24 protein-coding genes are annotated in these 23,746 nt (G+C 60.7%); 11 read left to right on the top strand and 13 right to left on the bottom strand.

Annotated features, from left to right (window positions below):
- Positions 1-96 precede the first annotated feature (96 nt).
- Positions 97-1,323 carry an MFS transporter gene (locus tag DyAD56_RS10975; RefSeq protein WP_199178946.1) on the top strand — a complete coding sequence of 409 codons (1,227 nt, stop codon included), beginning with the start codon at positions 97-99 and terminating at the stop codon, positions 1,321-1,323.
- Between the two features lie 4 nt (positions 1,324-1,327).
- On the opposite strand, the gene DyAD56_RS10970 is transcribed toward DyAD56_RS10975, so the two are convergent.
- The 3 genes from DyAD56_RS10970 to DyAD56_RS10960 all read right to left on the bottom strand — a co-directional run bounded on the left by DyAD56_RS10970 (position 1,328) and on the right by DyAD56_RS10960 (position 2,739).
- On the bottom strand, positions 1,328-1,678 hold the full coding sequence (locus DyAD56_RS10970; RefSeq protein ID WP_102302808.1) for a UBP-type zinc finger domain-containing protein: 351 nt from the start codon (positions 1,676-1,678) through the stop codon (positions 1,328-1,330).
- Positions 1,679-1,728: 50 nt separating this feature from the next.
- Positions 1,729-2,196, bottom strand: coding sequence for a nuclear transport factor 2 family protein (locus DyAD56_RS10965; protein ID WP_102302807.1), 468 nt, complete (start codon positions 2,194-2,196; stop codon positions 1,729-1,731).
- Positions 2,197-2,274: 78 nt separating this feature from the next.
- Positions 2,275-2,739, bottom strand: coding sequence for an Lrp/AsnC family transcriptional regulator (locus DyAD56_RS10960; RefSeq protein WP_199178945.1), 465 nt, complete (start codon positions 2,737-2,739; stop codon positions 2,275-2,277).
- 104 nt (positions 2,740-2,843) lie between these two features.
- Here DyAD56_RS10960 and DyAD56_RS10955 point away from each other — a divergent pair, with 104 nt between their 5' ends.
- Positions 2,844-3,455: a LysE family translocator gene (locus DyAD56_RS10955; protein ID WP_102302806.1), complete on the top strand. Its 612-nt coding sequence runs from the start codon at positions 2,844-2,846 to the stop codon at positions 3,453-3,455.
- Positions 3,456-3,506: 51 nt separating this feature from the next.
- Here the strand turns inward: DyAD56_RS10955 and DyAD56_RS10950 are convergent, their stop codons facing one another.
- The 4 genes from DyAD56_RS10950 to DyAD56_RS10935 form a co-directional block, all read right to left on the bottom strand.
- Positions 3,507-4,823: an amidohydrolase family protein gene (locus tag DyAD56_RS10950; protein ID WP_102302805.1), complete on the bottom strand. Its 1,317-nt coding sequence runs from the start codon at positions 4,821-4,823 to the stop codon at positions 3,507-3,509.
- A gap of 210 nt (positions 4,824-5,033) precedes the next feature.
- On the bottom strand, positions 5,034-6,638 hold the full coding sequence (locus tag DyAD56_RS10945; protein ID WP_102302804.1) for a S8 family serine peptidase: 1,605 nt from the start codon (positions 6,636-6,638) through the stop codon (positions 5,034-5,036).
- Positions 6,639-7,094: 456 nt separating this feature from the next.
- Positions 7,095-9,284, bottom strand: coding sequence for a penicillin acylase family protein (locus DyAD56_RS10940; protein WP_102302803.1), 2,190 nt, complete (start codon positions 9,282-9,284; stop codon positions 7,095-7,097).
- Positions 9,285-9,405: 121 nt separating this feature from the next.
- Positions 9,406-11,316 carry a M1 family metallopeptidase gene (locus DyAD56_RS10935; protein ID WP_233202379.1) on the bottom strand — a complete coding sequence of 637 codons (1,911 nt, stop codon included), beginning with the start codon at positions 11,314-11,316 and terminating at the stop codon, positions 9,406-9,408.
- 207 nt (positions 11,317-11,523) lie between these two features.
- Between DyAD56_RS10935 and queF the strand changes: the two genes are divergently transcribed.
- Both queF and DyAD56_RS10925 read left to right on the top strand, forming a co-directional pair.
- Positions 11,524-12,348, top strand: coding sequence for an NADPH-dependent 7-cyano-7-deazaguanine reductase QueF (gene queF / locus DyAD56_RS10930; RefSeq protein WP_102302801.1), 825 nt, complete (start codon positions 11,524-11,526; stop codon positions 12,346-12,348).
- A 148-nt stretch (positions 12,349-12,496) separates the two neighbouring features.
- Positions 12,497-13,102: a hypothetical protein gene (locus DyAD56_RS10925; RefSeq protein ID WP_102302800.1), complete on the top strand. Its 606-nt coding sequence runs from the start codon at positions 12,497-12,499 to the stop codon at positions 13,100-13,102.
- Positions 13,103-13,177: 75 nt separating this feature from the next.
- Here the strand turns inward: DyAD56_RS10925 and DyAD56_RS10920 are convergent, their stop codons facing one another.
- On the bottom strand, positions 13,178-13,726 hold the full coding sequence (locus DyAD56_RS10920; RefSeq protein WP_102302799.1) for a DUF308 domain-containing protein: 549 nt from the start codon (positions 13,724-13,726) through the stop codon (positions 13,178-13,180).
- Between the two features lie 278 nt (positions 13,727-14,004).
- On the opposite strand from DyAD56_RS10920, the gene DyAD56_RS10915 reads away from it, so the two are divergent.
- The gene (locus DyAD56_RS10915) at positions 14,005-14,211 is read left to right on the top strand and encodes a CsbD family protein (protein ID WP_102302798.1); all 207 of its coding nucleotides are present in this window, start codon (positions 14,005-14,007) and stop codon (positions 14,209-14,211) included.
- 63 nt (positions 14,212-14,274) lie between these two features.
- Here DyAD56_RS10915 and DyAD56_RS10910 read toward each other — a convergent pair whose 3' ends face one another.
- The 4 genes from DyAD56_RS10910 to DyAD56_RS10895 are packed head-to-tail and all read right to left on the bottom strand — an operon-like array spanning position 14,275 to position 16,387.
- A complete protein-coding gene (locus DyAD56_RS10910; RefSeq protein ID WP_233202378.1) occupies positions 14,275-14,619 on the bottom strand; it encodes a metalloregulator ArsR/SmtB family transcription factor in 345 nt (114 codons plus the stop codon).
- Positions 14,620-14,658: 39 nt separating this feature from the next.
- A complete protein-coding gene (locus DyAD56_RS10905) occupies positions 14,659-15,525 on the bottom strand; it encodes an MBL fold metallo-hydrolase (protein WP_102302797.1) in 867 nt (288 codons plus the stop codon).
- Between the two features lie 8 nt (positions 15,526-15,533).
- A complete protein-coding gene (locus DyAD56_RS10900; RefSeq protein ID WP_199178943.1) occupies positions 15,534-15,965 on the bottom strand; it encodes a DUF6691 family protein in 432 nt (143 codons plus the stop codon).
- Positions 15,962-16,387, bottom strand: coding sequence for a YeeE/YedE family protein (locus DyAD56_RS10895; protein ID WP_102302796.1), 426 nt, complete (start codon positions 16,385-16,387; stop codon positions 15,962-15,964). The genes DyAD56_RS10900 and DyAD56_RS10895 overlap by 4 nt, the downstream gene beginning before the upstream one ends.
- Positions 16,388-16,925: 538 nt before the next feature.
- On the opposite strand from DyAD56_RS10895, the gene DyAD56_RS10890 reads away from it, so the two are divergent.
- The 5 genes from DyAD56_RS10890 to DyAD56_RS10870 all read left to right on the top strand — a co-directional run bounded on the left by DyAD56_RS10890 (position 16,926) and on the right by DyAD56_RS10870 (position 22,472).
- Complete coding sequence (locus tag DyAD56_RS10890) at positions 16,926-18,179, top strand: hypothetical protein (protein ID WP_102302795.1); 1,254 nt, start codon at positions 16,926-16,928, stop codon at positions 18,177-18,179.
- Complete coding sequence (locus DyAD56_RS10885) at positions 18,176-19,195, top strand: hypothetical protein (protein ID WP_102302794.1); 1,020 nt, start codon at positions 18,176-18,178, stop codon at positions 19,193-19,195. Before DyAD56_RS10890 ends, DyAD56_RS10885 begins: the two co-directional genes overlap by 4 nt.
- A 66-nt stretch (positions 19,196-19,261) precedes the next feature.
- Entirely contained in the window at positions 19,262-20,824 is a 1,563-nt protein-coding gene (locus DyAD56_RS10880) for an AAA family ATPase (RefSeq protein ID WP_102302793.1), read from the top strand.
- Between the two features lie 3 nt (positions 20,825-20,827).
- The gene (locus tag DyAD56_RS10875) at positions 20,828-21,679 is read left to right on the top strand and encodes an HNH endonuclease (RefSeq protein WP_102302792.1); all 852 of its coding nucleotides are present in this window, start codon (positions 20,828-20,830) and stop codon (positions 21,677-21,679) included.
- 112 nt (positions 21,680-21,791) lie between these two features.
- On the top strand, positions 21,792-22,472 hold the full coding sequence (locus DyAD56_RS10870; RefSeq protein WP_146010484.1) for a hypothetical protein: 681 nt from the start codon (positions 21,792-21,794) through the stop codon (positions 22,470-22,472).
- Positions 22,473-22,488: 16 nt separating this feature from the next.
- On the opposite strand, the gene DyAD56_RS10865 is transcribed toward DyAD56_RS10870, so the two are convergent.
- Positions 22,489-23,379 carry an inovirus-type Gp2 protein gene (locus DyAD56_RS10865; protein WP_158241312.1) on the bottom strand — a complete coding sequence of 297 codons (891 nt, stop codon included), beginning with the start codon at positions 23,377-23,379 and terminating at the stop codon, positions 22,489-22,491.
- 189 nt (positions 23,380-23,568) lie between these two features.
- Between DyAD56_RS10865 and DyAD56_RS10855 the strand changes: the two genes are divergently transcribed.
- On the top strand, positions 23,569-23,746 hold a 178-nt coding region (locus DyAD56_RS10855), incomplete at its 3' end, for a transposase (RefSeq protein WP_146010483.1).

The raw sequence follows: 23,746 nt of genomic DNA, 5'->3' as shown, positions 1-23,746 counted from the left end.
TGATGAACGCTTAGCTGGCCTCATCGTCCTTATGGCGCTATGCTTCTCATGCTGCAACGCACCACTGCGCCTCTCCCCAAGGCCCGAGCATTCCCTATGTCCGCTTCCGCACCCGCTCTTGATCCGGGCACCCCGCCCATTCGCGTTCCCCACGTTGGGCTCGTCATCCTTGCGCTCGCCGTAGGTGGCTTCGCCATCGGCACGACCGAGTTCGCCACGATGAGCATGCTGCCGCTGTTCGCGCAGGGACTTGGCATCGATGCGCCGACCGCCGGCCATGCGATCAGTGCGTATGCACTCGGTGTGGTGGTGGGTGCTCCCGTGATCACCGTGCTCGGCGCGCGCTTGCCGCGTCGCGGGCTGCTGTTGATGCTGATGGCGATGTTCACGGTGTTCAATGGGCTCACCGGCCTGTCGCCCAGCTATCACTGGATGCTGGTGTTTCGTTTTCTCAGCGGCTTGCCGCACGGCGCGTACTTCGGTGTGGCCGCGTTGGTAGCCAGTTCGCTAGTGCCCGCCAACCGCCGCACACGCGCGGTTGGCCAGATGTTCCTGGGCCTTACTTGCGCCACCATCGTCGGCGTGCCACTGGCGAGCTGGCTGGGCCAGTCGGTGGGTTGGCGTTGGAGCTTTGCGCTGGTCGCCCTGCTTGGCGTTGCCACCATGATCGCGGTCTACACCTTTGCGCCGAATACGCCCGCCGACGCCAAGGCGAGCCCGCTGCGTGAACTCGGCGCACTGAAGCGCCCGCAGGTATGGATGACGCTAGGTATTGGCGCCATCGGTTTCGGCGGTCTGTTTGCGGTGTACACCTATCTCGCCGACATCCTGCTCAAGGTGACGCATATGTCGCTGGATGCGGTGCCTTGGGTGATGGGTGTGTTCGGCATCGGCATGACGCTGGGCAACCTGATCGTGCCGATGCTTGCCGATCGCGCGCTAATGCGCACGGCGGGTGGTCTGCTGGTGTGGAGCATGCTGACGCTGGCCGTGTTCCCGTTCACTGCCGGCAACGTGTGGGCCCTGGGTGCCATCGTGTTCCTGATCGGTATGGGCGGCGCGCTGGGCACGGTGCTGCAGACGCGCTTGATGGATGTAGCCGGCGATGCGCAAGGCCTGGCCGCCTCGCTCAATCATTCCGCGTTCAACGCGGCAAACGCACTCGGCCCGTTCCTTGGCGGTCTGGCGATTGCGCACGGCTACGGCTGGACCTCACCCGGCTGGGTAGGCAGCGGTCTCGCCTTGGGTGGCTTGTTGCTGTGGTTCGTGTCGATGGCGATGGATCGGCGCGATGACGAAATGACGGCGTGCGAATCCTGCTGAATCGTCAACTCAGCAGGTCTTCCCAGTTCTTCGGCACTTTGCCCTTCGGCCCCGGTGTGGGTTGATCCAGCGGATGGAACAAGGGCGGCTGCAGCTCCGGGCCGTAGAACGCATCGCCCGTGCGGTAGTCGTAGAGCCAACGGTCGTCCGGCTCGAAGTTGGCGATCACGGGGTGACCGGTGGCATGAAAGTGCTTGCTGGCGTGCTGATGGGGTGAGCTGTCGCAACAGCCGACGTGGCCGCATTCGGCACAGCGGCGTAGATGGAACCACCAGCCGCCACTCTTCAGGCATTCCACGCAGCCATCGCCGCTGGGTACGGCATCAAGGTTGATACCTGATTCCTGCTTGCTCATGTCCCCGCTCCTCATGGTGATGATGGCCGATCTCGTCAGCGGCGCTGCGGTCAGAAACCCAGCTCGCTCAGTCCCGGATGGTCGTCCGGACGGCGCCCGAGTGGCCAGTGGTATTTGCGTTCTGCGTCGGTGATGCGCAGATCGTTGATGGATGCGTGGCGATGCGTCATCAGCCCGTGTTCGTCGAACTGCCAGTTCTCGTTGCCATAGCTGCGGTACCACTGGCCGGAGTCGTCGTGCCATTCATAGGCGAAACGGACCGCGATGCGGTTGCCAGCGAACGTCCACAGTTCCTTGATCAGGCGGTAGTCCAACTCACGGTTCCACTTACGCGTAAGGAAGGCCTGCGCTTCGTCACGCCCGTGGACGAACTCGGCTCGATTGCGCCAGTAGGTATCCGGCGAGTACGCCAGCACCACTCGGGCGGGATCGCGGCTGTTCCAGCCGTCCTCGGCCAGCCTTACTTTCTGTACTGCGGTTTCGGCGGTGAAGGGTGGAACCGGCGCACGGACTTCCATGGAACACCTCGATGACTGACCAAGCAAAGAGCAAGCGTAGCGCGGATTTCATCCACGCATTGAGAAAGACTGCGGACTCTACAAAGGCAATGCGTACGTGCGTTTGACCACTTGGCTGGGCATATCGGTCTTGACGTTCTGGATGCCGTTGGCGCGCGTGAGATGGGTTGACTGGAAGTGCCGGTAATCGTCGAGGTCCGCCACTGCTACGCGTAACAGCGCATCGCTTTCGCCCAGCATGATGTAGCACTCCATCACCTGTGGCAGTCGATGCATGGCACGGATGAACTGGTCGATGGTGTCGGCGTCCTGTGCGACCAGCCACACGCGGGTAAACAGCGTGAGTCCAGCGCCCACCTTGGACGGATCGAGCACGGTGACATAGCGTTCGATAACGCCCGCTTCTTCCAGCAGCTTCACCCGCCGCAGGCAGGGCGATGGCGACAGACCCACTTCGTTCGCAAGGTCGGTATTCGGCAGCCGCGCATTCTCCTGCAGGGCGCGCAGAATCCGCTTGTCGGTCTCGTCCAGCCGGATTGGCATGGTGCGTCACCCTTGGCGAAGAGATTGGCATGATATGCCAAACATTGTGGTATTGGCGCGATAGTTAGCACCCTATGCAGGGCGCTGCCGCGTAGCCTGATGGCATGGACATCCATACGCTGCTGCTGTTCGTCGCCACCGTGCTCCCGCTGATCTGCGTGCCGGGGCCGGACATGCTCTACATCGCGTCGCAGGCCATATCCGGCGATGTTCGCGCCGGGTTGCGTGCGACGGCAGGCGTGTGCACTGGCTATGCACTGCACTCACTGCTGGTGGCGTTCGGCCTTGCGGCGGTGATTACCACCTCGCCCGTGTTGTTCCATGCGCTGCGCTGGGCAGGTGTGGCGTATCTGATTTACCTTGCCGTGCGCTTGCTACGTTCAGCGATGCGACCCGGCCTTATTGCACTGCCAACCGCGCAGGTGACGTCGCAACTACGCCGCGGCTTTTTTACGGCAGCGCTCAATCCCAAGGGGATGATGATCTATTTCGCGCTGTTGCCGCAGTTCGTGCATCCGGGGCACGCGGTCGCATGGCAGGCGATGTTGTTGTCGGCCATCTTCATCGCGCTGTGCGCACTGGTGTACAGCGCACTGAGTGTGGTGCTCGCCCGTACCGGCAAGGCTGGCGGGCTGAGCGATCGCCGACGGCGCTGCGTGGAAGGCGTGTCCGGCGGCATGCTTATCGCCGCAGCCGCCAAACTTGCAAGCACGTAGCCCGGATGAAGCGAAGCGCAATCCGGGCTACGGTGTCACGGTGTTACGGCGTCAGCGTTTGAGGTCGTTCTTGTCGACGTCGCCGCCCTTCATGACGAACGCTACGTGCTCAAGCTGCGATACGTCCTGGAGCGGGTCGCCGTTTACCGCGACGAGGTCGGCGTAGTAACCCGGCGCCACGGCACCCACCTTGCCCGTCATGCCGAGCAGATCCGCTGCAGTCACCGTGGCCGCCTGGATCGCCTGCATGGGCGTCATGCCCCACTTGGTCATCACGGCAAACTGCTTGGCATTCCAGCCATGCGGATACACGCCGGCGTCGGTGCCGAAGGTCATCTTCTCGCCGGCCTTCACCGCGCGCTGGAAATTCTCGCGCTGCAGACGACCCACCATCCTCTCTTTTTCGATGGTGCTCGCTGGGAAGCCCTTCTTGGCGTATTCGCTGAGGATGTAGTCGTCGTTGTACACGTCGAAATCCAGATACGTGCCGTGCTGCTTCGCTAGCTTCAGGCCTTCGTCATCGATCAGGCTGCTGTGCTCCACCGAATCGACGCCCGCGCGAATGGCCATCTTGATGGCTTCGGCACCATGCGCGTGCGCGGCGACCTTCTTGCCCCAGCGATGCGCTTCGTCGACCACGGCGTTCATTTCTTCCTGTGAGTATTGCGGCGCGCGCACCGAGGTTTCCGCGCTGAGCACGCCCGCACTCGCCATGAACTTGATGACGTCGGCGCCGTGCTTGACGTTCTCCCGCACGCGATGGCGGATGGCATCGACGCCGTCGGCCACACCGTTGACGTCGTGAAACTCGATCCACGGTGAGAAACCCGTGGTGCCGTCGGCATGGCCGCCCGTCGCGCCGAGCGGCGGGCCGGACACCAGCATGCGTGGGCCTGGGATGTCACCGCGATTGATCGCATCGCGCAACGAGATATCAACGTAGTCGTCAGCGCCGACATTACGCACAGTGGTAAAGCCCGCATCCAGTGTGCGCTTGGCGTAGGTGGGCGAGAGGATCGCCGAATCGATGGCGGTGCGCTTGAGTATGGTCTCGTAATAGTCGCCCTTCACTTCGCTCGGATCGCCGGTAAGGTGCACGTGGCAGTCGATCAGGCCGGGCAGCAGCGTGGCGCTGCCGAGATCGATGACCTTGACGCCTGCGGGCACTTGCCCGTCGTAACGCACTTCGACGATGTGATCGCCTTCGATGATCACCAGCGGGTTGTCGCGCACGGTGCCGGCTTTGGTGTCGACAAGGTGGGCGGCGCGTACAGCGACGCGCGTTGGCACGGGCGCATCGTCAGCCGCGGCTACAGCGGACGCACCAAGGCCAAGGGTGATGGCAGCAAAGAGGGGCAACAAGCGCATGGAATGACTCCGCAGGCGATGACGAGAAGTGACGGGCGAATAGCCCGACACAGCGCATCGCGCCGCGTCCATGCCGCTCCCCCTTTCGGCACCTTACCGCAGGGATGACCACGCCTGTCCATGACCGGTGGCCTACACGGACTGCCACTCCCGTTATCTGATCGAACCCACCAGAACGGGACCGGCGCTTATGCGCCGGTCCCGCGGGTGTTACGGCTGGTTTCCTGCCGCCTGCACCGCGGCATACGCGTTGACAATACCCGCGCCAATCGGCTTGCTGCCACTCGGCGTCACGTGCGGCACGGTGGCCGTGGACTTGAGCAACGAGGTCACCTGGGACGGCGTCAGCAACGCCTTGCCGAGCGACAGACGATAGCTCTGCATCAACGCCACGATACCCGCCACGTGCGGCGTGGCCTGCGAGGTGCCTGCCATGCCACCGTAAGTCGCCGTGGTCGGGGTGGTGGTGCCGGCATTGATGGTCGACCAGATGAAGCCGGTGGTCGCCTGCGTGCCGCTGGACGCATCACCCTTGTAGACGCCGCCACCGGGGGCGGCGATGGTGACGATGGTGCCGTAGTTGGAGTAATAGGCGCGTGTGCTCGTCACGCCCGTCGCCGCCACCACCACTGCACCTGCGCAGCTGGCCGGCGAGTAATTCGCGGCGTTGGCGTTGCTGTTACCGGCAGCCACCACCACGGTAGCGCCGCGGCCGACCGCGCCAGTGATCGCCTGCCCCAGCACGCTGCTGGACGGGCATGTACCCGAGCCGCCGAGGCTGAGGCTCAGCACCTTGGCCGGATTGGCATTGGCCGGCACGCCCGACACGCTGCCGCCCGACGACCAGGTGATGGCATCGGCGATATCGGCATTGGATCCGCCGCAATGGCCAAGCACGCGCACCGGCACCACTCGCGAGTTGTATGAGGTACCCGCCATGCCGGTGCTGTTGTTGGTGATCTCGCCGCCTGCCGTGCCGAACACGTGCGTGCCGTGCCAGCTGCTGTCCTCGGCAGCCTGATTCGAGCCGCATTGATTGGCGGTGGTCCAGTCACCGGTATCCCAACCGCCGGCCGCGCGGCCATTGGTCGAACGCCCCGACACCGATGCGGTGCTGATGAAATCGTAGCCGGCGTTGGCCAGCGAGAGGTCGAGATCCGGGTGGTTGGTGACGCCGGTATCCAGGCTCGCAATGGTGACGCCGGTACCGTCAGCGAGGCTCCATGCCTGCTGGATATTAGCGGCACCCCAGTTGGCGACGTTCGCGTTGAGCGAGCTGTCGAAGAAGTTCGCGCCGCTGGGCGTGAGGTAGTCCCACTGATACGTGGCGTAGTACGGGTCATTCGGCGTGGTGAACGTCGCGGCGGCGGCAGGACGGATATCGTCCACGCGCTTGAGCATGTATTCGGGTTCCACATAGGCCACCGACGGATCGGCTGCAATCTGCTTGATCAGTGTCGCCGCCTCGGTGGACGACAGCGCGCGATCGGTATGCACCAGATCGGCGCCGGTCGCCAGCTTGCGTGCATAGCGCACATTGAGCACGCGCGGTGCAGCGGCCGTTCCTGCGGTCAGCTTGGCGCGCGATGCGGCGACACCAATGTTCTGCACCGCCACATTGGCATTGCTCCGTTCGGAGCTACCGCTCTTGTAGGTAATGATGAAACCGCTATAGGTCTGATCGTTCTGCAGTGGACTCACGTCGAAGTTGGCGGAAGGCGGCGGTGACGTGCCGAACTCCGCAGCGGACGCAGATGCAGACAAGGTCAACAACATCGAAACGGCCAGCAAACGCTTATACGTATGACGTTCCATTCGAGCTCCCCATACCAAGGTTGGGTCGAAGCGGTCCTCCGGCGTCCAGCCGGACCGGGCCTTGGCTCATAGGCCGGCCGCCCCGATGCATCGGGTCTTCGACAGTTGATTTCTCTGGATCGCGGGAGTCGTCCCTGACCCGCCGCGAACACGCACCAGCCCACGCCGCGCAAGGCGCAGCGACCCGAATCGACGTGGACGGAAACCCCAAAAGCAGACGCGAACACTTACCCACTCGACGGACCCAAGGGCCTGCCGATCGATGTGTCATTCATGGTGTGTCGCGCGATTCCTCACCCCTGGCGCGGCACGTCGCATGAATTCGCGACGAGGGCCATTGATTCACGGCGGAGGTGAAGGAACCGCAAAAAATTACCGAACACGGCACAAACATGCGCCACTTATGTGATTTCAATCACACAAATGGCGCTCTTGGCCCAGACAAATCGAACGTTGTTACGTTCCCGGGTGGTAGGTACGCTCGACGTGGCCCTGCAAATCCTCGGGCCAGAAGTACACGGCGCGCAGGTTGCCGGTGGTGTAGCGCTCGGCTTCATCGTTGAAATGCGGCGACTCCGGATGGCCGCTTTCGCCGCCCGCCGTGATGGCGCGAGCCCGCACCTTGTCGCCAAACTCCACCACCGCCACGAAGCTGTTGCCGCCGGTGCCGTAGTAGCGTCGCGTGCCCGGCCAGCGATGCGCGCCGAACGAGGCGAGCGAGCCCCAGCGCGATGAGGTGAACGGCACGGGGATGCTCGGCTTGCTGTCGTCGAACGGTTGCTGGATATCGCCGTTGATGCGCTGGTAGCGGTTCACCTCACCCCACGGCACACCCCAGCTGCCGAAGTCCTTCTGCAGCCGATCGGAGGCTTCCACCAAGGCATCAAGACGCGCCTTGGGGCCGGCGCGTTCGGCCATGATGTCGTAGATCGAAAGCCCTTCGGATACATCGGACTTGTCGACCTTGTCCCACAGCGTGTCACCCCAGAACACCGCCAGCGACGTCGGCATGGATGCGATGCCCCAGCGGTAATCCCAGCCCCGCAGCAGGGCGATGGGGCCGGCCAGCCTCTTCTTCAGCGGATCGTTGGCAGGCAACGCGTCGTAATCCTTCACCAGGATGGGAATCTGCCGCGCGAACGCCGGCAGATACGAATCGAACGCCGCCGTGATCAACGACGGCAAGGTGAAGTCATGCTTGCCGCTAAGCACCATGGTGGCGTGGATGCCGCGCGGGTTCTCACCCACGCTATCCATGTAGCGCGGGTAGTTCTCGCGCTTGGGGCTGTCTGGGCCGGCCGCCGAATACGGCCAGTCGTTGGTGTTCATGATCCAGCCGTTGGCGGGATTGAGCAGATGCGGCGCCGCATCCAGTGGCAGCAAGCCCTGCCAATCGGTGGTTGGATCGCTGCCGTCCACCGGTTTGGTGTAATCGAAGCGGTTGTCGCGCTTGGGGATGAATTGCGGATGCAGGTACGCGATCTCGCCCTTGTCGTCCGCGAAGATGGTGTTGTTCGACGAGTTCGCCTTTAGCTCTGCGATCTTCATAAAGCTGGCGAAGTCGATGGCCTTGGTGCGCAACCAACTCTGCTCCAACGCCTCCATCGGCTTGTTCATCAGCGCGGTGGCGACCCACTTGCCGCCCTCCTCGCGCACGATGGGACCGTGGTGCGTCGCATACGTGGTGAACGTGCGCTGCCCCATCGAGCCGTCCGCTTTGCGGTAGGTGATGGTGATCGGCCGGGTGGTGACGTCCCTCGTTTCCTTGCCGTAGCGATAACCGAGCTTGCCACCGTCGTGCACGATGGTTTCGGCAAATTCGTCCACCACATCGGCAGTGGTCGATGTATGCATGAAACCGATGTGCTTGTTGAACCCCTGGTAGATGAAGAACTGCCCCCAGGTCACCGCGCCGTACACGTCCAGTCCTGCATCGCTGGACATCTGCAGCTCGGAACGGAAGAAGAACGACGTGTGCGGATTGATCAGCAACAGCGCGTGGCCATCCGCCGTCAGCTTCGGTGCGATGGCAATGCCATTGGAACCGGTGGGCTCCACCCAACTGGATGGTGTATCGACGAAGGCCACGGTGTCGGTGGACTTGCCATAGAACGCCTGCAGTTCCTTCAACGACACGCGCTCGATATCGCCACCGATGCTGCCCTCGCTGAAGCTCAAGGCCATCCACGGTTCGAAATGCGTGATCACACGCGGATGCACGTCCGGATGCGTGGCGAGGTAATAGTTGAGGCCATCGGCCCACGCGTCCATCAGCTCGCGCAGCCAAGAAGGGCTCTTGGCGTAAAGCCGTTTCAGTTCCGCCGGATCGATCCACAACTGCTGCCGCAAGTCTGACCAGATCGCCTTATCACCCTCGGCCTTCGCCAACCAACCGAGCGAGTTGAGGTAGTTCGTCTCGACGCGGTTGAAGTCATCCTCGGCCTGCGTGTACGCCATGCCGAACACGGCATCGGCGTCCGTCTTGCCGTGTACGTGGGCAATACCCCAGTCGTCGCGGGTGATGGTGACGGCGGCGGCTTCGGCTTTACAGCGGCTCTCGTCGTCGCTGGCCGCGTGGGCAAGGGATGCACCCGATAGCGCAAGCAGCAGGGACACGGACAGTAGGCGCTTCGAGGTAGTAATCATCACAGTTGCTCGTCTCTCATCACGGATGCACGACGCCACCACTTCCCTACCGCGTCATTCCGGCCCTTGTCCCCTTTTCGGGATGCGCCGGAATGACGAAGTGGGAGGGTTCCGATGTAAATCAGGGCATCGAATAGCTGTTATTTGCCCGATCCGCATCCGGCAACTTGTGGTCCGGATCCAGTTCAAACTTGCTGATCTTCTTGCCCGTATGCAGCGCCAGCTTCGGCGTCGCGCTCTGTCGCCATGCCTCGACCGGCACGCGCACATCTTCATGACTGCCATCGGCATAGTCGACGCGCAGCGTGGCGGGCATCACCAGCTTTTGCTTGCTCGCGAGCGTGACCTGCACGCCCTTGACTGGATCGTTGTCCACGTAGCTGGCGCCCGTGATGCCCATGTCGAGCTGCCAGTTATTGAGATACCAGCCGCGCCACCACCACGAGAGATCCTCGCCGGCTTCGCTGCTCATGAAGCGGAAGAAATCCGACGGCGTCGGGTGGTGATAGGCCCACGTGGCGATGTACTTGCGGAAAGCTGGGTCGAAGCGCTCGGGGCCCAGAATCTGCTCACGCAGCAACACCAGACCCAACGCGCCCTTGAAGTAGCTTACCGAGTGCCGGTACTTCTCCGAGATCGAATCGGAGTGCGCCAACAGCGTGGGTGCATTCGCGTCGGCCAGTACGGGGAGGATCTCGTCCACCGGGTTGCCGCCCTTGGGCGCGTACTCGCTGTCGCGCTTCGGTGCGAACTCGCCCTTGTTGAACGCATCGGAGGCATACACGTCGATGAAGGTATTGAAGCCTTCATCCATGAACGCGTTGCGACGCTCGTTGGAGCCGACGATCATCGGGAACCAGCCGTGGCCGAGTTCATGCGCGGTGATCCAGAACAGCATCGGCCCCTTGTCGTCGTAACCGTCGAACACGATGCCGGGGTATTCCATGCCTGCGCCATGGCCACCGAGGTTCACCGCAGCAGGCCAGGGATACGCATACCACTTGGAGGAGAAGTGCTCGATGGAGCCCTTCACGTATTCGGTGGAGCGATTCCACGCATCCTTGCCCACGCCTTCCACCGGATACACCGACATGGCGAGCGCATGCTTGCCTTCGGGCAGGTTGATGCGCGCCGCATCCCATATGAAAGCGGGTGAAGCGGCAAACGCCACATCGCGCGTGTGCTCCATGTGGAAGCGCCAAGTCTGCGTGCCGCTCTGCTTCGGATGGCTGGTGGGGTCGTTCACTTCCTGCGGCGAACGGATCATCACCGTGGCATCGCTCTGCGCAGCTTCCGCGAGGCGCTTCTGCTGCGTGGCGGTAAGTACTTCGTTGCCATTGGTGAGCGCGCCGGAGCCGGCAACGATGTAATTCCACGGCACGGTCACGGCGTAATCGATGTCGCCGTACTCGAGGTAGAACTCCGAACCGAGATAAGGCTGCGTGTCCCAGCCACGCAAGTCGTCGTAGACCGCCATGCGCGGGAACCACTGGGCGATCTCATAGATGTCGCCGTTCTTGGTCGGCGTCACCGCGGTACGTCCACCCCAAGTACCCGGCACGGTGTAGTGGTAGCGGATGCGCAGCTTCGCCTGCTTGCCACTGGCGGCCAGCGCCTGCGACAGGTCGACGCGCATGCGCGTGTCGTCGACCAGGAAATGCACGGGTTTGCCGTCCACTTCCACGGCGTCGATCTGGTAGCCGTCGGTAAAGTCGCTGCGCGGACGCGGCGAGCCGAGTGAGGCTCGCGAGTCGCGACGGTAGATGTTCTGGTCCAGTTGCACCCACAACACGTCCAGCGCATCCGGGCTGTGATTGGTATAGGTGATGGTTTCGTCGCCGCGTAGCGTATGCGTGGCGGGGTCGATGTTCGCCTGGATGGCGTAGTCCACCCGGTTTTGCCAGAACTGCGGCCCGGGCTTGCCTGCGCCGTCGCGAAAGGCGTTGGCCGCATCGGGCAGCGATAGCGGCGCAAACAGCACCTGGGGATCGAAAGCGGCGTCCGTGCCGTCGGCGAAGGCCGGCGCACTCATAGCGCCAGCCGCAAGCAGACCCGCGCCAACTGCGCAGGCCAGGACGAGTTTCTTCATCAGGCGTATTCCTCAAGGCTCCCCGTATAGAACCCGACACTATAGGTAGCGGGTCGCCAGGTGAACCGGGCCAGTGGTCATGGGCCGCCCCGCAGCTTTGTGCGAACGTGTCCGAAAGAGGCCGCGCGCCCAAGAGGCTACAATGGGCGGATGAGCACTCCCGAACATTCCCCGCTCGGCAAGACCACCGTCTACGCCGACCGCTACGACCCGTCCCTGCTGTTCCCGATCCCTCGCCAGGCCAAGCGCGACGAGATCGGCGTGACCGCGCCGCTGCCGTTCCATGGCGAGGACGTCTGGAACGCCTATGAGCTGTCCTGGCTCGACGCGCGCGGCAAGCCGGTGGTGGCGCTGGCCGAGTTTCGTGTGCCGGCGACCTCGCCGAACATCATCGAGTCGAAGTCGTTCAAGCTGTACCTCAACGGCTTTTCGCAAGAACGCATCGCGGATCGCGAACAGCTAGCCAGCACGCTGGGCAAAGATCTTTCCGCTGCCGCCGGTGCGCCGGTGGGCGTACTGCTGAGCGACGCGCGCGCGCGCGGCCATACGGTCATCGACCTGATGGGTACGCTGATCGACGCGCTGCCCATCGACATCGATGACTATGGTCCGCCGCGTGCCGATTACCTCACCGCCGACGGCACGAAACCGATCATGGAGGAAGCACTGGTATCCAACCTGCTGCGCTCCAACTGTCCGGTGACCGGGCAGCCGGACTGGGGCAGCGTGCAGGTCCACTACCGCGGCGCACCCATCGACCGTGCCGGGCTGCTGCGTTACCTGGTCTCGTTCCGCAACCACAACGAGTTTCACGAGCAATGCGTGGAGCGCATTTTCGTCGACGTCATGGAGCGCTGCAGGCCGGAGCAACTCATCGTCTATGCACGCTATACGCGGCGCGGCGGGCTGGACATCAACCCCTACCGCAGCACGGGCACCGAGCGCCCAGGCAACCCGCGCGGCGCACGCCAGTAAAACGCGACATACTCGTGAAGAGCGCGTCGATGAAAGAGCGTAGTAATCGCAGCTTCAGATCGCCGGGACTAGCCTGAGCGGAATCAGGCGCCCGGCAGTGCTTCAATGCCGGCCGGGTGTGAGTCCGCCACCAGCCATGGGGTCAGACATGAATATCCAGCCACGCAAAACGGCTTTGTACTGCGCGACCCTTGCCGGCCTGCTTGTGCTGAGCGCATGCGGCAAGAACCACGAAGCCTCCAACACCACACCTACCGCGCCGACCTCCAGTGCGCCAGCACCGGCAGCACCCGCGCCTCCGGCGACCGCCCCCACACCGGCACCGCCGAGCAGCGCACCAGCCCCCACCAGCACTGCGCCGGCTCCAGCCCAGACCACGGCAAAGTCGGCCAGCGTGAACAGCGCCGGTGCCATCCGGGTTGCTGCGGTGACCATCGGCAGCCAGGTCGATGCGGCTCTGGCGATCAGCAAAGAGCAGCGCCAGTTCGCACCGGAAGACAAGGCTATCTATGCCAGCGTCGCCACCATCGGCGCCGCCGACAACGCGACGCTGAACGCCAAGTGGAGCTATGTCGATGGAAAGGACGAGCTGTTCAGCAGCACCACCGAATCGATTGCCACCGATGGCCCTGCCGTCACCACCTTCAAGGTACAGAACCCCAACGCATGGCCGAAGGGCAAATACAAAGTGGTGATCTCGCTCAACGGTAAGCAAGTGGCGAGTGAAGACTTCGAAGTCAGGGCTTCCAGCTAAGCCACTGGTTCAGCCAATGGGAAAGAAAAGAAGCGCCCGAGGGCGCTTCTTTGTCTTGGACTTTCTGTGCTTTCTTCAGACCTTGGCAAGCTTGTTCAAGCGGAAACCACCGATGATCTGGGTAACTCCGTAGACCAGCGCGAGCGCGCCGATCCAGATGGTGACCGTGAATATGCCGGCGCCCGGGTACATGAAGAGCAACACACCCAGCACGATTGCGAGCACGCCGCTGAGGCCAATCACCCAATCTCCCTTGATTTCGCCGCGGGCACAGAGAGCAAAAATAACGCGCACGATGCCCGCAATGATCAGCCATGCCGTCAGCATGATGAACAGGATGCCAGCCATCTCCGCGGGTTGTGAAACGGCAGCCACACCGAACAACAGCGAGACCACCGCGTACAACAATAGCCAGCCCTTGGAGATAGTCACGTGCCTGCGGAACAGGGCGATCACGCTGACCAGACCCTCCGCAATCGAAACGATACCAATAGCCCATGCCAACCCTACCGCACTGCTAATGGGGTACATCATCAAACTGATGCCGAAGAGGACTGAGATGATTCCGTAGAACATGAGAATCCATCCACTTCCTTTCATTGATTGTTGTGCACTCGTTTGCATGAAATCTCTCCGCGTGTGGGTTCAATGGTTCTGTACGACAGCTCGTCGATACTTCCACGATCGTAAATACCGTTGAACGCTATTCCTATCGTCGTGGCCCGGATAAAGCTGTAGGAAAACTGCGCATCAATTCACTCGGACGCTCATACGCAACAAGACGCCCCTGAATACCCACGACCCGCCATGACACAAACGGCACGCGCACTTAACCTGGCGACTGTTCGAATCCATCCCCGCAATGCGCATTGCATTTGTCCGATAACCGATGAGGATTAGTCATGAATCAAGACACCATCCAGGGGCATTGGAAACAGCTCAGCGGCCAGATCAAGGAGCACTGGGGAAAACTTACCGATGACGACCTCAAGGTCGCCGAAGGCAACGCCGAATACCTGTCAGGCAAACTGCAGGAGCGCTATGGCCTGGCGCGAGACGAGGCCATGAAGCAGGTCAAGGCCTTCGAGAAAGGTATCAAGCACCACTGATTCAACCCACCGAAGCGCGCTCGCTCCGCTGGAGTGGGCGCGCTTCGGTGGAACCGTGTGGCATCACTGATCGACGCAGTAGAGCTCAAACAGGCGCGCCATGAGGGCATGGACGCGTTCATCGCGAATCGCGTAATAGATCGATTGCCCTTCGCGTCGTCCGGCCACCAATCCATCGCGTCGCAACAGCGACAGGTGCTGGGAAACGACGCTTTGCGCCAAACCTAGTGCATCAGCAAGATCGCCCACTGAGCGCTCACCATCCAACAACTGGCAAACCAGCATCAACCGATTAGTGCTGCCGAGCGCCTTGAGCACGCTCACGGCTTCCTCGGCATGGCGCTGCATGGCCTCTGGCGTGACAGCCGTCGAACGACGCGCGGTGACACCCATCCTGCTACGACTCATGAGTGACCCAGTTCCGTTGGCACGTGGTATCTCCAGCCATCACAGCGCGTCGAGCGGGATCTTGAGGTAACGCGTGCCGTTGTCTTCGGCAGGCGGCAACTGTCCGGCACGCATGTTCACCTGCACAGCGGGCAGCAACAGACGCGGCATAGCGAGCGTGGCGTCGCGTGTGCTGCGCATGTGCACGAACTCGTCTTCAGCAGTGCCTTCGCGTACGTGAATGTTGTCGCGCCGTTCGGCGCCCACGCTGGTTTCGTGCACGAAGCCGTCGCGACCCGGCGTCTTGTAATCGTGGCAAAGAAAAATGCGGGTTTCGTCCGGCAAGGCAAAGATGCGCTGGATGGAGCGGTACAGCGTGCGCGCATCGCCACCCGGAAAATCGCAGCGCGCGGTGCCGAAGTCCGGCATGAATAAGGTATCGCCCACGAATGCGGCATCACCGATGACGTGCGTCATGCAGGCCGGCGTATGTCCCGGCGTGTGCAGCGCCACGGCGTCGATGCTGCCAAGCTGGTAACGCTCGCCGTCCTTGAACAGATGATCGAACTGGCTGCCGTCACGCTGGAATTCACTGCCAGCGTTGAAGATCCGGCCAAAGGTTTCCTGCACGTCACGGATGTGCTCGCCAATACCGAGCTTGCCCCCGAGCAGCGACTGCACATAGGGCGCTGCGGAAAGATGATCCGCGTGCACATGCGTATCGATGACCCATTCCACGTCCAACCCCTGCTCCCGCACGAAATCGACCAGCGCATCAGCCGAATGGTGGCGCGTACGGCCGGAGACCGGGTCGTAATCGAGCACGCTGTCGATCACGGCCGCTTTGCTCGTCGCGGGATCCCACGCCACGTAGCTGAAGGTGTTGGTGGCCTCGTCGAAGAAGGCTTTCACGTCGGGTCGTTGCACGGCGCACCTCATGTCGATGAATGGGGATTGGAGCGCAACGGCCAGCGCGACGCCAGCCACCAGCCCAACATCATCGACGCCACCAGCAACCACACCGAGCCGATGCCGCTACCGAGTGATGCCAGCGCGGGTCCCGGGCAATAGCCGGCGATACCCCAGCCGATGCCGAACAACGCCGAGCCAACCAACAGGCGACCATCGATGCGTCGTGCGGACGGCATCTCGAACGATGCCTCCAGTCGCGGTTTGCGCGCACGCCAGACCAAGCGATAGCCGATGGCGGTGGTAAGCACCGCACCCGCCATCACGAACAGCAAGCGTGGATTCCATGCACCAGCCACGTCGAGGAAACCAAGCACGACGGCAGGTTGCGTCATGCCGGCGATGCCGAGTCCCACGCCGAACAGCAGTCCTGCGAACAAGGCCACGAGCGATTTCATGTGGGCAACCCTCCCAGCCAATGACGAACCACGGCTACCGTTGCCATGCCGAATGCGACGAACACCACGGTGGCGGCGAACGAACGCGGCGACAATCTCGCGATACCGCACACGCCATGCCCGCTAGTGCAACCACTGCCCAGTCGTGTACCAAACCCCACCAGAAGGCCGGCGAACGCCATCCACGGCCATGACACCTGCGGCATGCCGATGCCGCTTTCTCCGCGGACAAGCCACAGCAACAGCGGTGAGATCACCAGCCCCGCGACAAACGCGGCACGCCACGGCCAGTCACGCGCGCCGCTCAGCAAACTGCTGGCAATGCCGCTAATGCCCGCGACGCGGCCCAGCGTCGCCATCAGCAGCACGGCGGCAAGGCCGATCAAGACCCCGCCCGCGAGGGAAAGCAACCAGGGATGCATGGTTACTCCTAAATATTCATATATTAGATATTTCTAATATATAGAACATGCGGAACACGAACAAGCCGACGTCGCTGACGCGATGTCGCACGAAGAAGGTTATCGAACGGAATGACGATGCGTCGTCAACGCCAGAAAGGCGGGAAAAATGGCCCCGGAGTCCCTCGAATTTTCAAATCAACTCATTGATATAACTTACTTTCCAATTACGAACCAACCAACGTTACTCACTATCTTACTCACTTCTTCCAGCGCAGCCGGCTGCGGCATTACTTGGCTAGAAGTCGGCTCTCGAATAGGCCAATGGGGACCGAAATTCAGGTGGCCGCAGCAATCACCACTCTTCTATGCGGGGCCCTCACTGCAAAACTTAGGGTAGCCCTCTGGCAGCCGTAGCCCCGGAATCGGCCGACCCAATGCTGTTCGGCTACGATGAACGGGCTGCACCGGGATCGCACCACCAAGACCCGGGCAGGCTCCCGCAGGCTGCGTCCTGTGGAAGCGGAGCGAGCTCAAGGGGAGAGAAAAGGGGGAACTTATGGACAAGAAGACGCAGGGCGCCTGGCTGCTTCATCACGGCAGAAAACTTCAAGCAACAACCAACCAAGATTTTGACGCCATCGCATTCGCTGGCAAGAGCGGAACGTTGTTGTCCGCCATTTCGGCCGAAAGGCAGGGCGTCGTCACCCAGCCCCGCCTAGAGGCGCTAGCACGTGCAAACCATATCAGCCCTAGGACGGAGATGCCGGCGATTATCACCGAGCTCGCCCGACAACGATTGGTGATGCCCGGCAATGGCGGCGTGGAAGTTCTAGGCCTGACAGGCCACAGCGTGCTCGAACATACCGCACGCATATTCGACGAAAGTGAGCATGAAGCTCACGAAGATGCGGTCATCGTCGTTTCCGAGATCGCATCCGAAAACCCGACGACCGACAGAGCCGTTACCGAACTCGTCTCCGACCAGCTCAAGCTTTCCAGCAAGCAGATGGGCGACACGTTGGAGTTAGCAACCAAAATCGGATTCTTCGACTCAGAGCCGATCTCCGCGCAGGAAAGGCTCCTGTTCAACGGCAATCTGTTTCGGCGGGATGAGGCGCGCAAGGTCAATGCGATTCTGTCATCGCTGAAGCCGGGCGAAGCCAGCCAGCTTAGGGAGGTCAACCAGAAACTGCAGGAGACAGGCTGCCTGCCACTCGACGCTGTAACCAGGATATTAGGGCAGGAACTGTTCTCCCGCTTGCATTCCATCGGCTTGTTCGATGTCAGCGTTGTCGGCAACGACCAAGGAAAGAACCACTTCGTAACCCGTCCGGCGGCCTTCTCCAAGTTCAGCAATTCGATCGCCGACGATGCCTTCGACCTAGCCAAGGCGCTGGTCGCCTCGCTCACCTATGGCATGACCGTCAGCAGTTATTATCGCGGCCGCATCCAGATGGTTTCGGCGCTGATGAATAAGCTGATTAATGGCCACAGCGTCGGTCCTGCGACGGCCATCGGCAGTGACTATCAAGCGCTCGAACTCAAAGGCGTCGTCGCCGTTTCCCCCGCCGACGGCGGAATGTTCACTATGAAGCTGCTCAAGCCCGAGGTAGGACGACTGGCGCTCGCGGTTATCGAAGATGGCGACATCACGGCGGAAAGCGTTTCGCACATTCCCGGAGCGCGCATCACCGAATACGTGGTCCCTGAATCCAATCGAGAGGTTCAGCGCAAGAACGCCACCGAGGCGGTCAAGATCAACGCACGCAACTTGCTTCAGGAAATCAGGACTGGCGGGCTCAAGAGATGACCAATCAACCCATCAAGGGCGCCATCGCCGAAGAAGCACTGAGGAACTACTTTCTGAGCATCGGCTATTACGTCGCTAGAGGCGTCAAGTTCACATTCCGCCGATTCGACGTGACCGACGTCGACCTGTGGCTCTATGCGCGCAACTCCCCCATGAGTAGGGAACGCATCTGCGTCGACATCAAGAACAAGAAGACACCCCAGGCCTTGGAACGCATCTTCTGGGCTAAGGGTCTGCAAGCCGTGCTCGGGCTGGATTCTTGCATCGTCGCCACTACCGACTCGCGCCCTGACGTGCGCGATTTCGGTCTGCAACACAACGTCAAGGTGTTGGATGGCAAATTCCTAACTCGCCTCACCAAAAGCGCCCGCAGCCATAAGGAGCGCATTACCGAAGAGGACTTCCTTGCCGACCTAGACTCCAGCTCGCTGGGTCGGCTGGGCGGCGACTGGCGCGGTCGCTACGAGGAAAGCAAGTCCCGGCTGCTCCATTCGCTCAACTTCGACGGCTGTAACGCTTGGCTCGATGACATTGAATACCTGCTCGCTCAGATCGCGTCCAACAACCAGGCATGGAGGCTGCTATATGCCTCGTGTTCGCATTTCATGATAGCTATGGACTTCATACTGAGAGAGTTCATCGCCGAGGATCAAGAGCAACGACGCCAGATCATCGAGCGCGGTATCCGTTATGGCGTGTCTGGGCAGGAGTTCACGGAGAAGGTCGGTCGCATGGCGGCTGCACTTGTCGAGAGCGTTGCCGCCCAGCCGGGCCTAGCCAGTACCTTGCAACACGAGATCCGGCAGCAAGCCAGCAACGTCAAGGCCGACCTGCTGGCTGAGTTCTTCGCCAAAAACCTATCAGGTTCAAGCTCCTTTGACGTGGCTCTCGCACTTGAAGCCGCAGCCTTTTCCCCGCAGGTACCTACCCCATCCGCGTTACCAGCGCAGGTTCAATCCGTGATTGGCGTTCTAGCTGATTTCTGCGGGATCGACCGGAAAATTGCATTGGCCTGATTACCGACGAGATAGAGAACACACGCGGCGTCCACCTGCCGCCACGACTACAACGGAGAGATTGGAATGAGGTTCGTCGTCAAGTTTAGGTCAGGCGACTCGCCCAAGACCAAGCGTTATCCACATGCTGTGCTCGTCGAGGATAACTGGGATGACTATGGCTACAAGACGACCTTCCACGTCACGCTGCATTTATCGGCCGACGAAAGCTACGATCTGGGCAACATCAAGATCATTGAGGCGGGTCGAACCAGTGGGTACACCAAAATGCCCAAACGGCCCTTTACGAAATTGCCCGCCGGCTATGCCTCGCTAGGCGCAGATCTAGACTATTACGAGACGATCTACAAACTTGGACGCGATATCTTCGAACCGTACTTCAGCGGCCTTCGAGATGTCGCGTTTGACGACGACATCAAGGCCAGCGTGGAAGACAGCGAGGCGTACCGCGTATCACTGCTGCGCTTTGGTGGGGCCGAGCGGACGATCGGAGACGCCGCACGGTTACTGCGTGCACCCGCCCTGCCAACGAAGCGGCGAAGCGCGGGGTTCATGGTCAAGTTTAAGACACGAGTGGCGCGACGCGCGAACGCCTTCACGATCGACTTTGATTTTCGACGACGGGGCCGCTTACCGAATCGTATCAACGCCTTGATAGGCTACAACGGCACCGGCAAAACCCGACTGCTCTCGAACCTAGCCATTGTGGCGAGTGGGTACGGCTATGGCAGTAAAGAGGACTTACTGGACAACGCGGCCGGCCGGTTCGTCGGCATCGCGCCGCCCTTCAAGACCGTGGTCGTAGTGTCCTACAGCGCGTTTGACACCTTTGTCATTCCGGGGCGCACCGAAGAGGAGAAGGAGAAGCTCCAAGAGAGCAGAGAAATTTTTGGATACGTCTATTGTGGCCTTCGCGAGCGATCGGATGATGACGCACCGAACGGTGAGCAAGCCTATCGACTGCGCACCCCAGCAGAAATCGAAGCACAGTTTTTATCGGCACTGGCGCGTGTCCGTGCAGCCGACCGTGTAGAGAACTTGCTGGAGGTATTGAAGCCTCTCTTACGCGATCCATCCTTCCAACGCATTGGATTAACCAAGCTCTACGCCGATCGCGACGATGACGAGCTCGGCGAGCTTTTCCGGAGCCTGAGTAGTGGTCACAAGGTGGTGCTCAAGATCGTCACCGAACTCACAGCTCACATCTCGGGGTCGGAGCCGACGCTGGTTCTCATCGACGAGCCCGAAACCCACCTTCATCCACCGCTGCTTGCTGCGTTTCTCAAGAGCGTGCGGGCATGCCTCGAAGCCTTCGACGGCTATGCAATCATCGCCACCCACTCGCCGGTAGTGCTTCAAGAAACCCCGGCAAAATACGTTCAGGTGCTGCGCCGGGCGGCTGATCAGAGCCGGGTCGTGGCGCCGAGCGTGGAGACGTTCGCGGAAAGTATCGGCGTCATCACGCAGGAGGTTTTCAATCTCGGCGACGGCTCGACCGACTGGCATGAGACGCTGAGTGCGCTGGCGCGTCGAAATACGCTTGAAGAGATCGAGGAAGCGTTTGGTCGCAAGCTTGGCTTCGCGGCGCGCTCCTACATTCTGAGCATTCGCGATGAGATTGAGGAGTAGCGGATGCGCTCGATTCCGCTGCTCGCCGTTGATGCAACGAACGTATTCGATGAGATCGCCACGGCCAAGCGCCAACCGCGGCGGGGACGAATGCGGGCGTCGCGCGCTAAGGTGCTCACCGCCTATCAGGGCTACGAGGATGCCGCACCAGAGGTCGGCGAGCTCGATGAAGCGCTGCTAACCGATCTACAGAAAGAGGCGATAAGGCACGCGTTCACCGTGGAGACCGAACCGATGACGGTACTCCGCGGCGATCTCTTGAAGAGAAATAGTGTCGCACGGTGCCCATTCTGCGGGATCAACGAATCATCGACGCTCGATCATTATCTGCCGAAAGAGCAGTACCCCGAGTTCGCAGTATTCCCGAATAATCTCGTGCCGTGTTGCGCGGTCTGTAACACGCGCAAGCGTGACGGGATACTGGGTGAAGGGACGAACGTGCGGATGTTCTTACACCCCTGTTACGACGTAATCCCGGACATGGCGTTTCTGACGGTGCGCACGCGCATAGAAGAGGATGCGCTGATCCTGTCCTACCGGCTGATCCGGCCTCCCGGGATGGCGCTTCGGACGTTCCAGCATCTGCGATCACACTTCAACAAACTCGACCTCGCCGACCGTTACAGACGTATGGGCTTCGAACATTTGGGAGCGCTATATCCCGCGCTTCGTCGAGCTTATGGCCAGGGTGAAGACGCAGAGCGCGTCGCGGAAAAGCTCATTGAGGGAGCGGAGGACTTCGAGGAAGTGTCGGGCCCTAACTACTGGCTCGCCAAGCTCTATCGAGCGCTAGCCAGCAACAACGATTTCTGCGACGGTGGCTTCGAAGTAGCTCGGGCTCAGGCGCAGCCGTAGTGATCAGTTGGATCCGCTAAGCGCCTTCGCCTTGAGCACACGCTGATGTGCCTAGCACATACGGGCTCGCGCACTGACATCTTTAAAATTCAAATATTTACCGACTCCATCCATGGCGCCAAGGTCAAAGAAATCTGCTCGTGGAGATAATAATCACAGCGATTTCCAGGTATGTGAGAGCGATATTCCGCTGCAACCTAGCAATCTTGAGGTGGGGTTGAATTTGATCTTCCTAGCGCTCACCGAACCTTACCTTACCCCGGATCAATGCATCGAATTCAAGGTGATCTGTCGCCGCGCATTGAGTCCGGAGCACCGTCAAGATGCCAAAGCTCAGCTATTGGAGCTGTATCCACGTAGCACCGTCATGGACACGGGAATGCGTGCAAAAGTCGCCGATGCCGCCATTTTTCTGATTCAAGCAACCGCCTCACTTGAACAAGGCTACATCGACGCCGCTCAGACATATATTGCCCAAGCGTCCGCGATACTCCCCAAACTCGAAAAACGTCGCATACATCAGCGAGACAAGCTGTCCACTCAGGAAGAATGCATACAACGCTTCGCCAAACGTCTTCTTGAGATTCGTCCCAAGGATGGTTGGAGAAACATCGATCAAGCTGCCGCCGCCGGTCAGGCTGAGTTGCAGACACTTCTGGATGAGTACAGGCTGACTTTCGGACTCCTGTGGAAAGTCGATCCCGGTACGCTGGTCTTGCAATGGCTACAACAAAAGCAGCCTTACGTTCATGAGGCCTATCATGGCCGGTCCACCCACGTCTCCGGTGACTGAAACGCGGTGCGCCCGACTAGATCTGCCATCCCATCTTGATGCAAGCGTCGCGTTCACTCCCCAGAGCCTGGTATTTGCTCGTGCGGGACGAGCTGTCCGCGTCCTGCTCCGTACCAAACTGTTTGCGATATGCCAGCCCCTGGGGCATGTTGAATTTTGGTTGCTGCTTCCCCACCCCACGCCTGCTATAGCCTGGGTGATTCAGCACGCCGGTATAGTCGAACATTCGTGTTGAGGTATTGATTCTCGGACGGCCCATTTTCTTCGCGGGAATCTTGGGTAGCCCACTACGCCCGAAGGTGCGCGTCTTGGGAGGCACGACCAATTTGAGGTAATAATCAGTCTTCGTGACATAAGGCACCACAATGGTGCACAACGCCCACAGTTTGGCGGCATCATCGTAACGGATCCTTCCGACGCCACGCGCTTGATGCTGATCGAAGTTACTGATGTGATGTCGCCCTTTACCTCGGGTTATTTCTTCGTTCCAGTGCTTGCCAAGCATGCGAGCAATCGAGATGTCATGCTGATGCCGATTTCCATCGAAGAACAGCAGCAAGTGTGTGTGCCAACCAGTGTGCTCCGCCCACTCGGTTTTCCACACGTAGGCCACCGGTCGACATGGACATTTGCGCATCAGGTAGCGAATCAGCCGGGCTCGATCACTGAATGCATCACCATCCATAACTGGCAGAGCTAGCCATCCCTTTCGCGGGTGGCGCTCGTAGCTAAGATCAATACGAATCACGAGTAGCTGGCTATACAACCCAAATAACGCGTGGACTAGATCGAGTGCGCTACGCGTATTGTTGCGAACCAGCTTGAGGTGCTTGTCCAGGCGATTGCGGAAAGCCGCGGACTTCGCCTCATTGCGTATGGCTGTCACACAGGCGTTGAGCCGACGCACGTCGGACTCGCCACTGGGCCGATATCCGCGCCAAAATCCGTACCTCTCCATGTGCCGTTCGAACAGCTCAACCAGCGGATGAAGTTGATGCTTTTCTTTCGGGAACGCACTCCGAATACCTCGACGTCCCCCCGCTTTTGAGTAGCGATTCGATTTGGAGTCCAATCCCCCAACCGAAGGAGATTGGACGTGAAGAAGCGTTTTACCGAAGAGCAGATCATCGGCTTCCTGCGAGAGGTTGAAGCCGGCATGCCAGTCAAGGAGCAGTGCCGCAAGCACGGCTTCAGTGAGGCTTCTTATTACCTGTGGCGCAGTAAATTCGGAGGCATGAGCGTGCCCGAAGCAAAGCGACTGAAGGATCTGGAGA

Origin of the sequence: Dyella sp. AD56 (genome assembly GCF_002878475.1) — a bacterium.
GTDB lineage: Bacteria > Pseudomonadota > Gammaproteobacteria > Xanthomonadales > Rhodanobacteraceae > Dyella.
The sequence above is the reverse complement of the archived record's forward strand: the minus strand, read 5'-3'. Positions and strand labels throughout refer to the sequence as shown.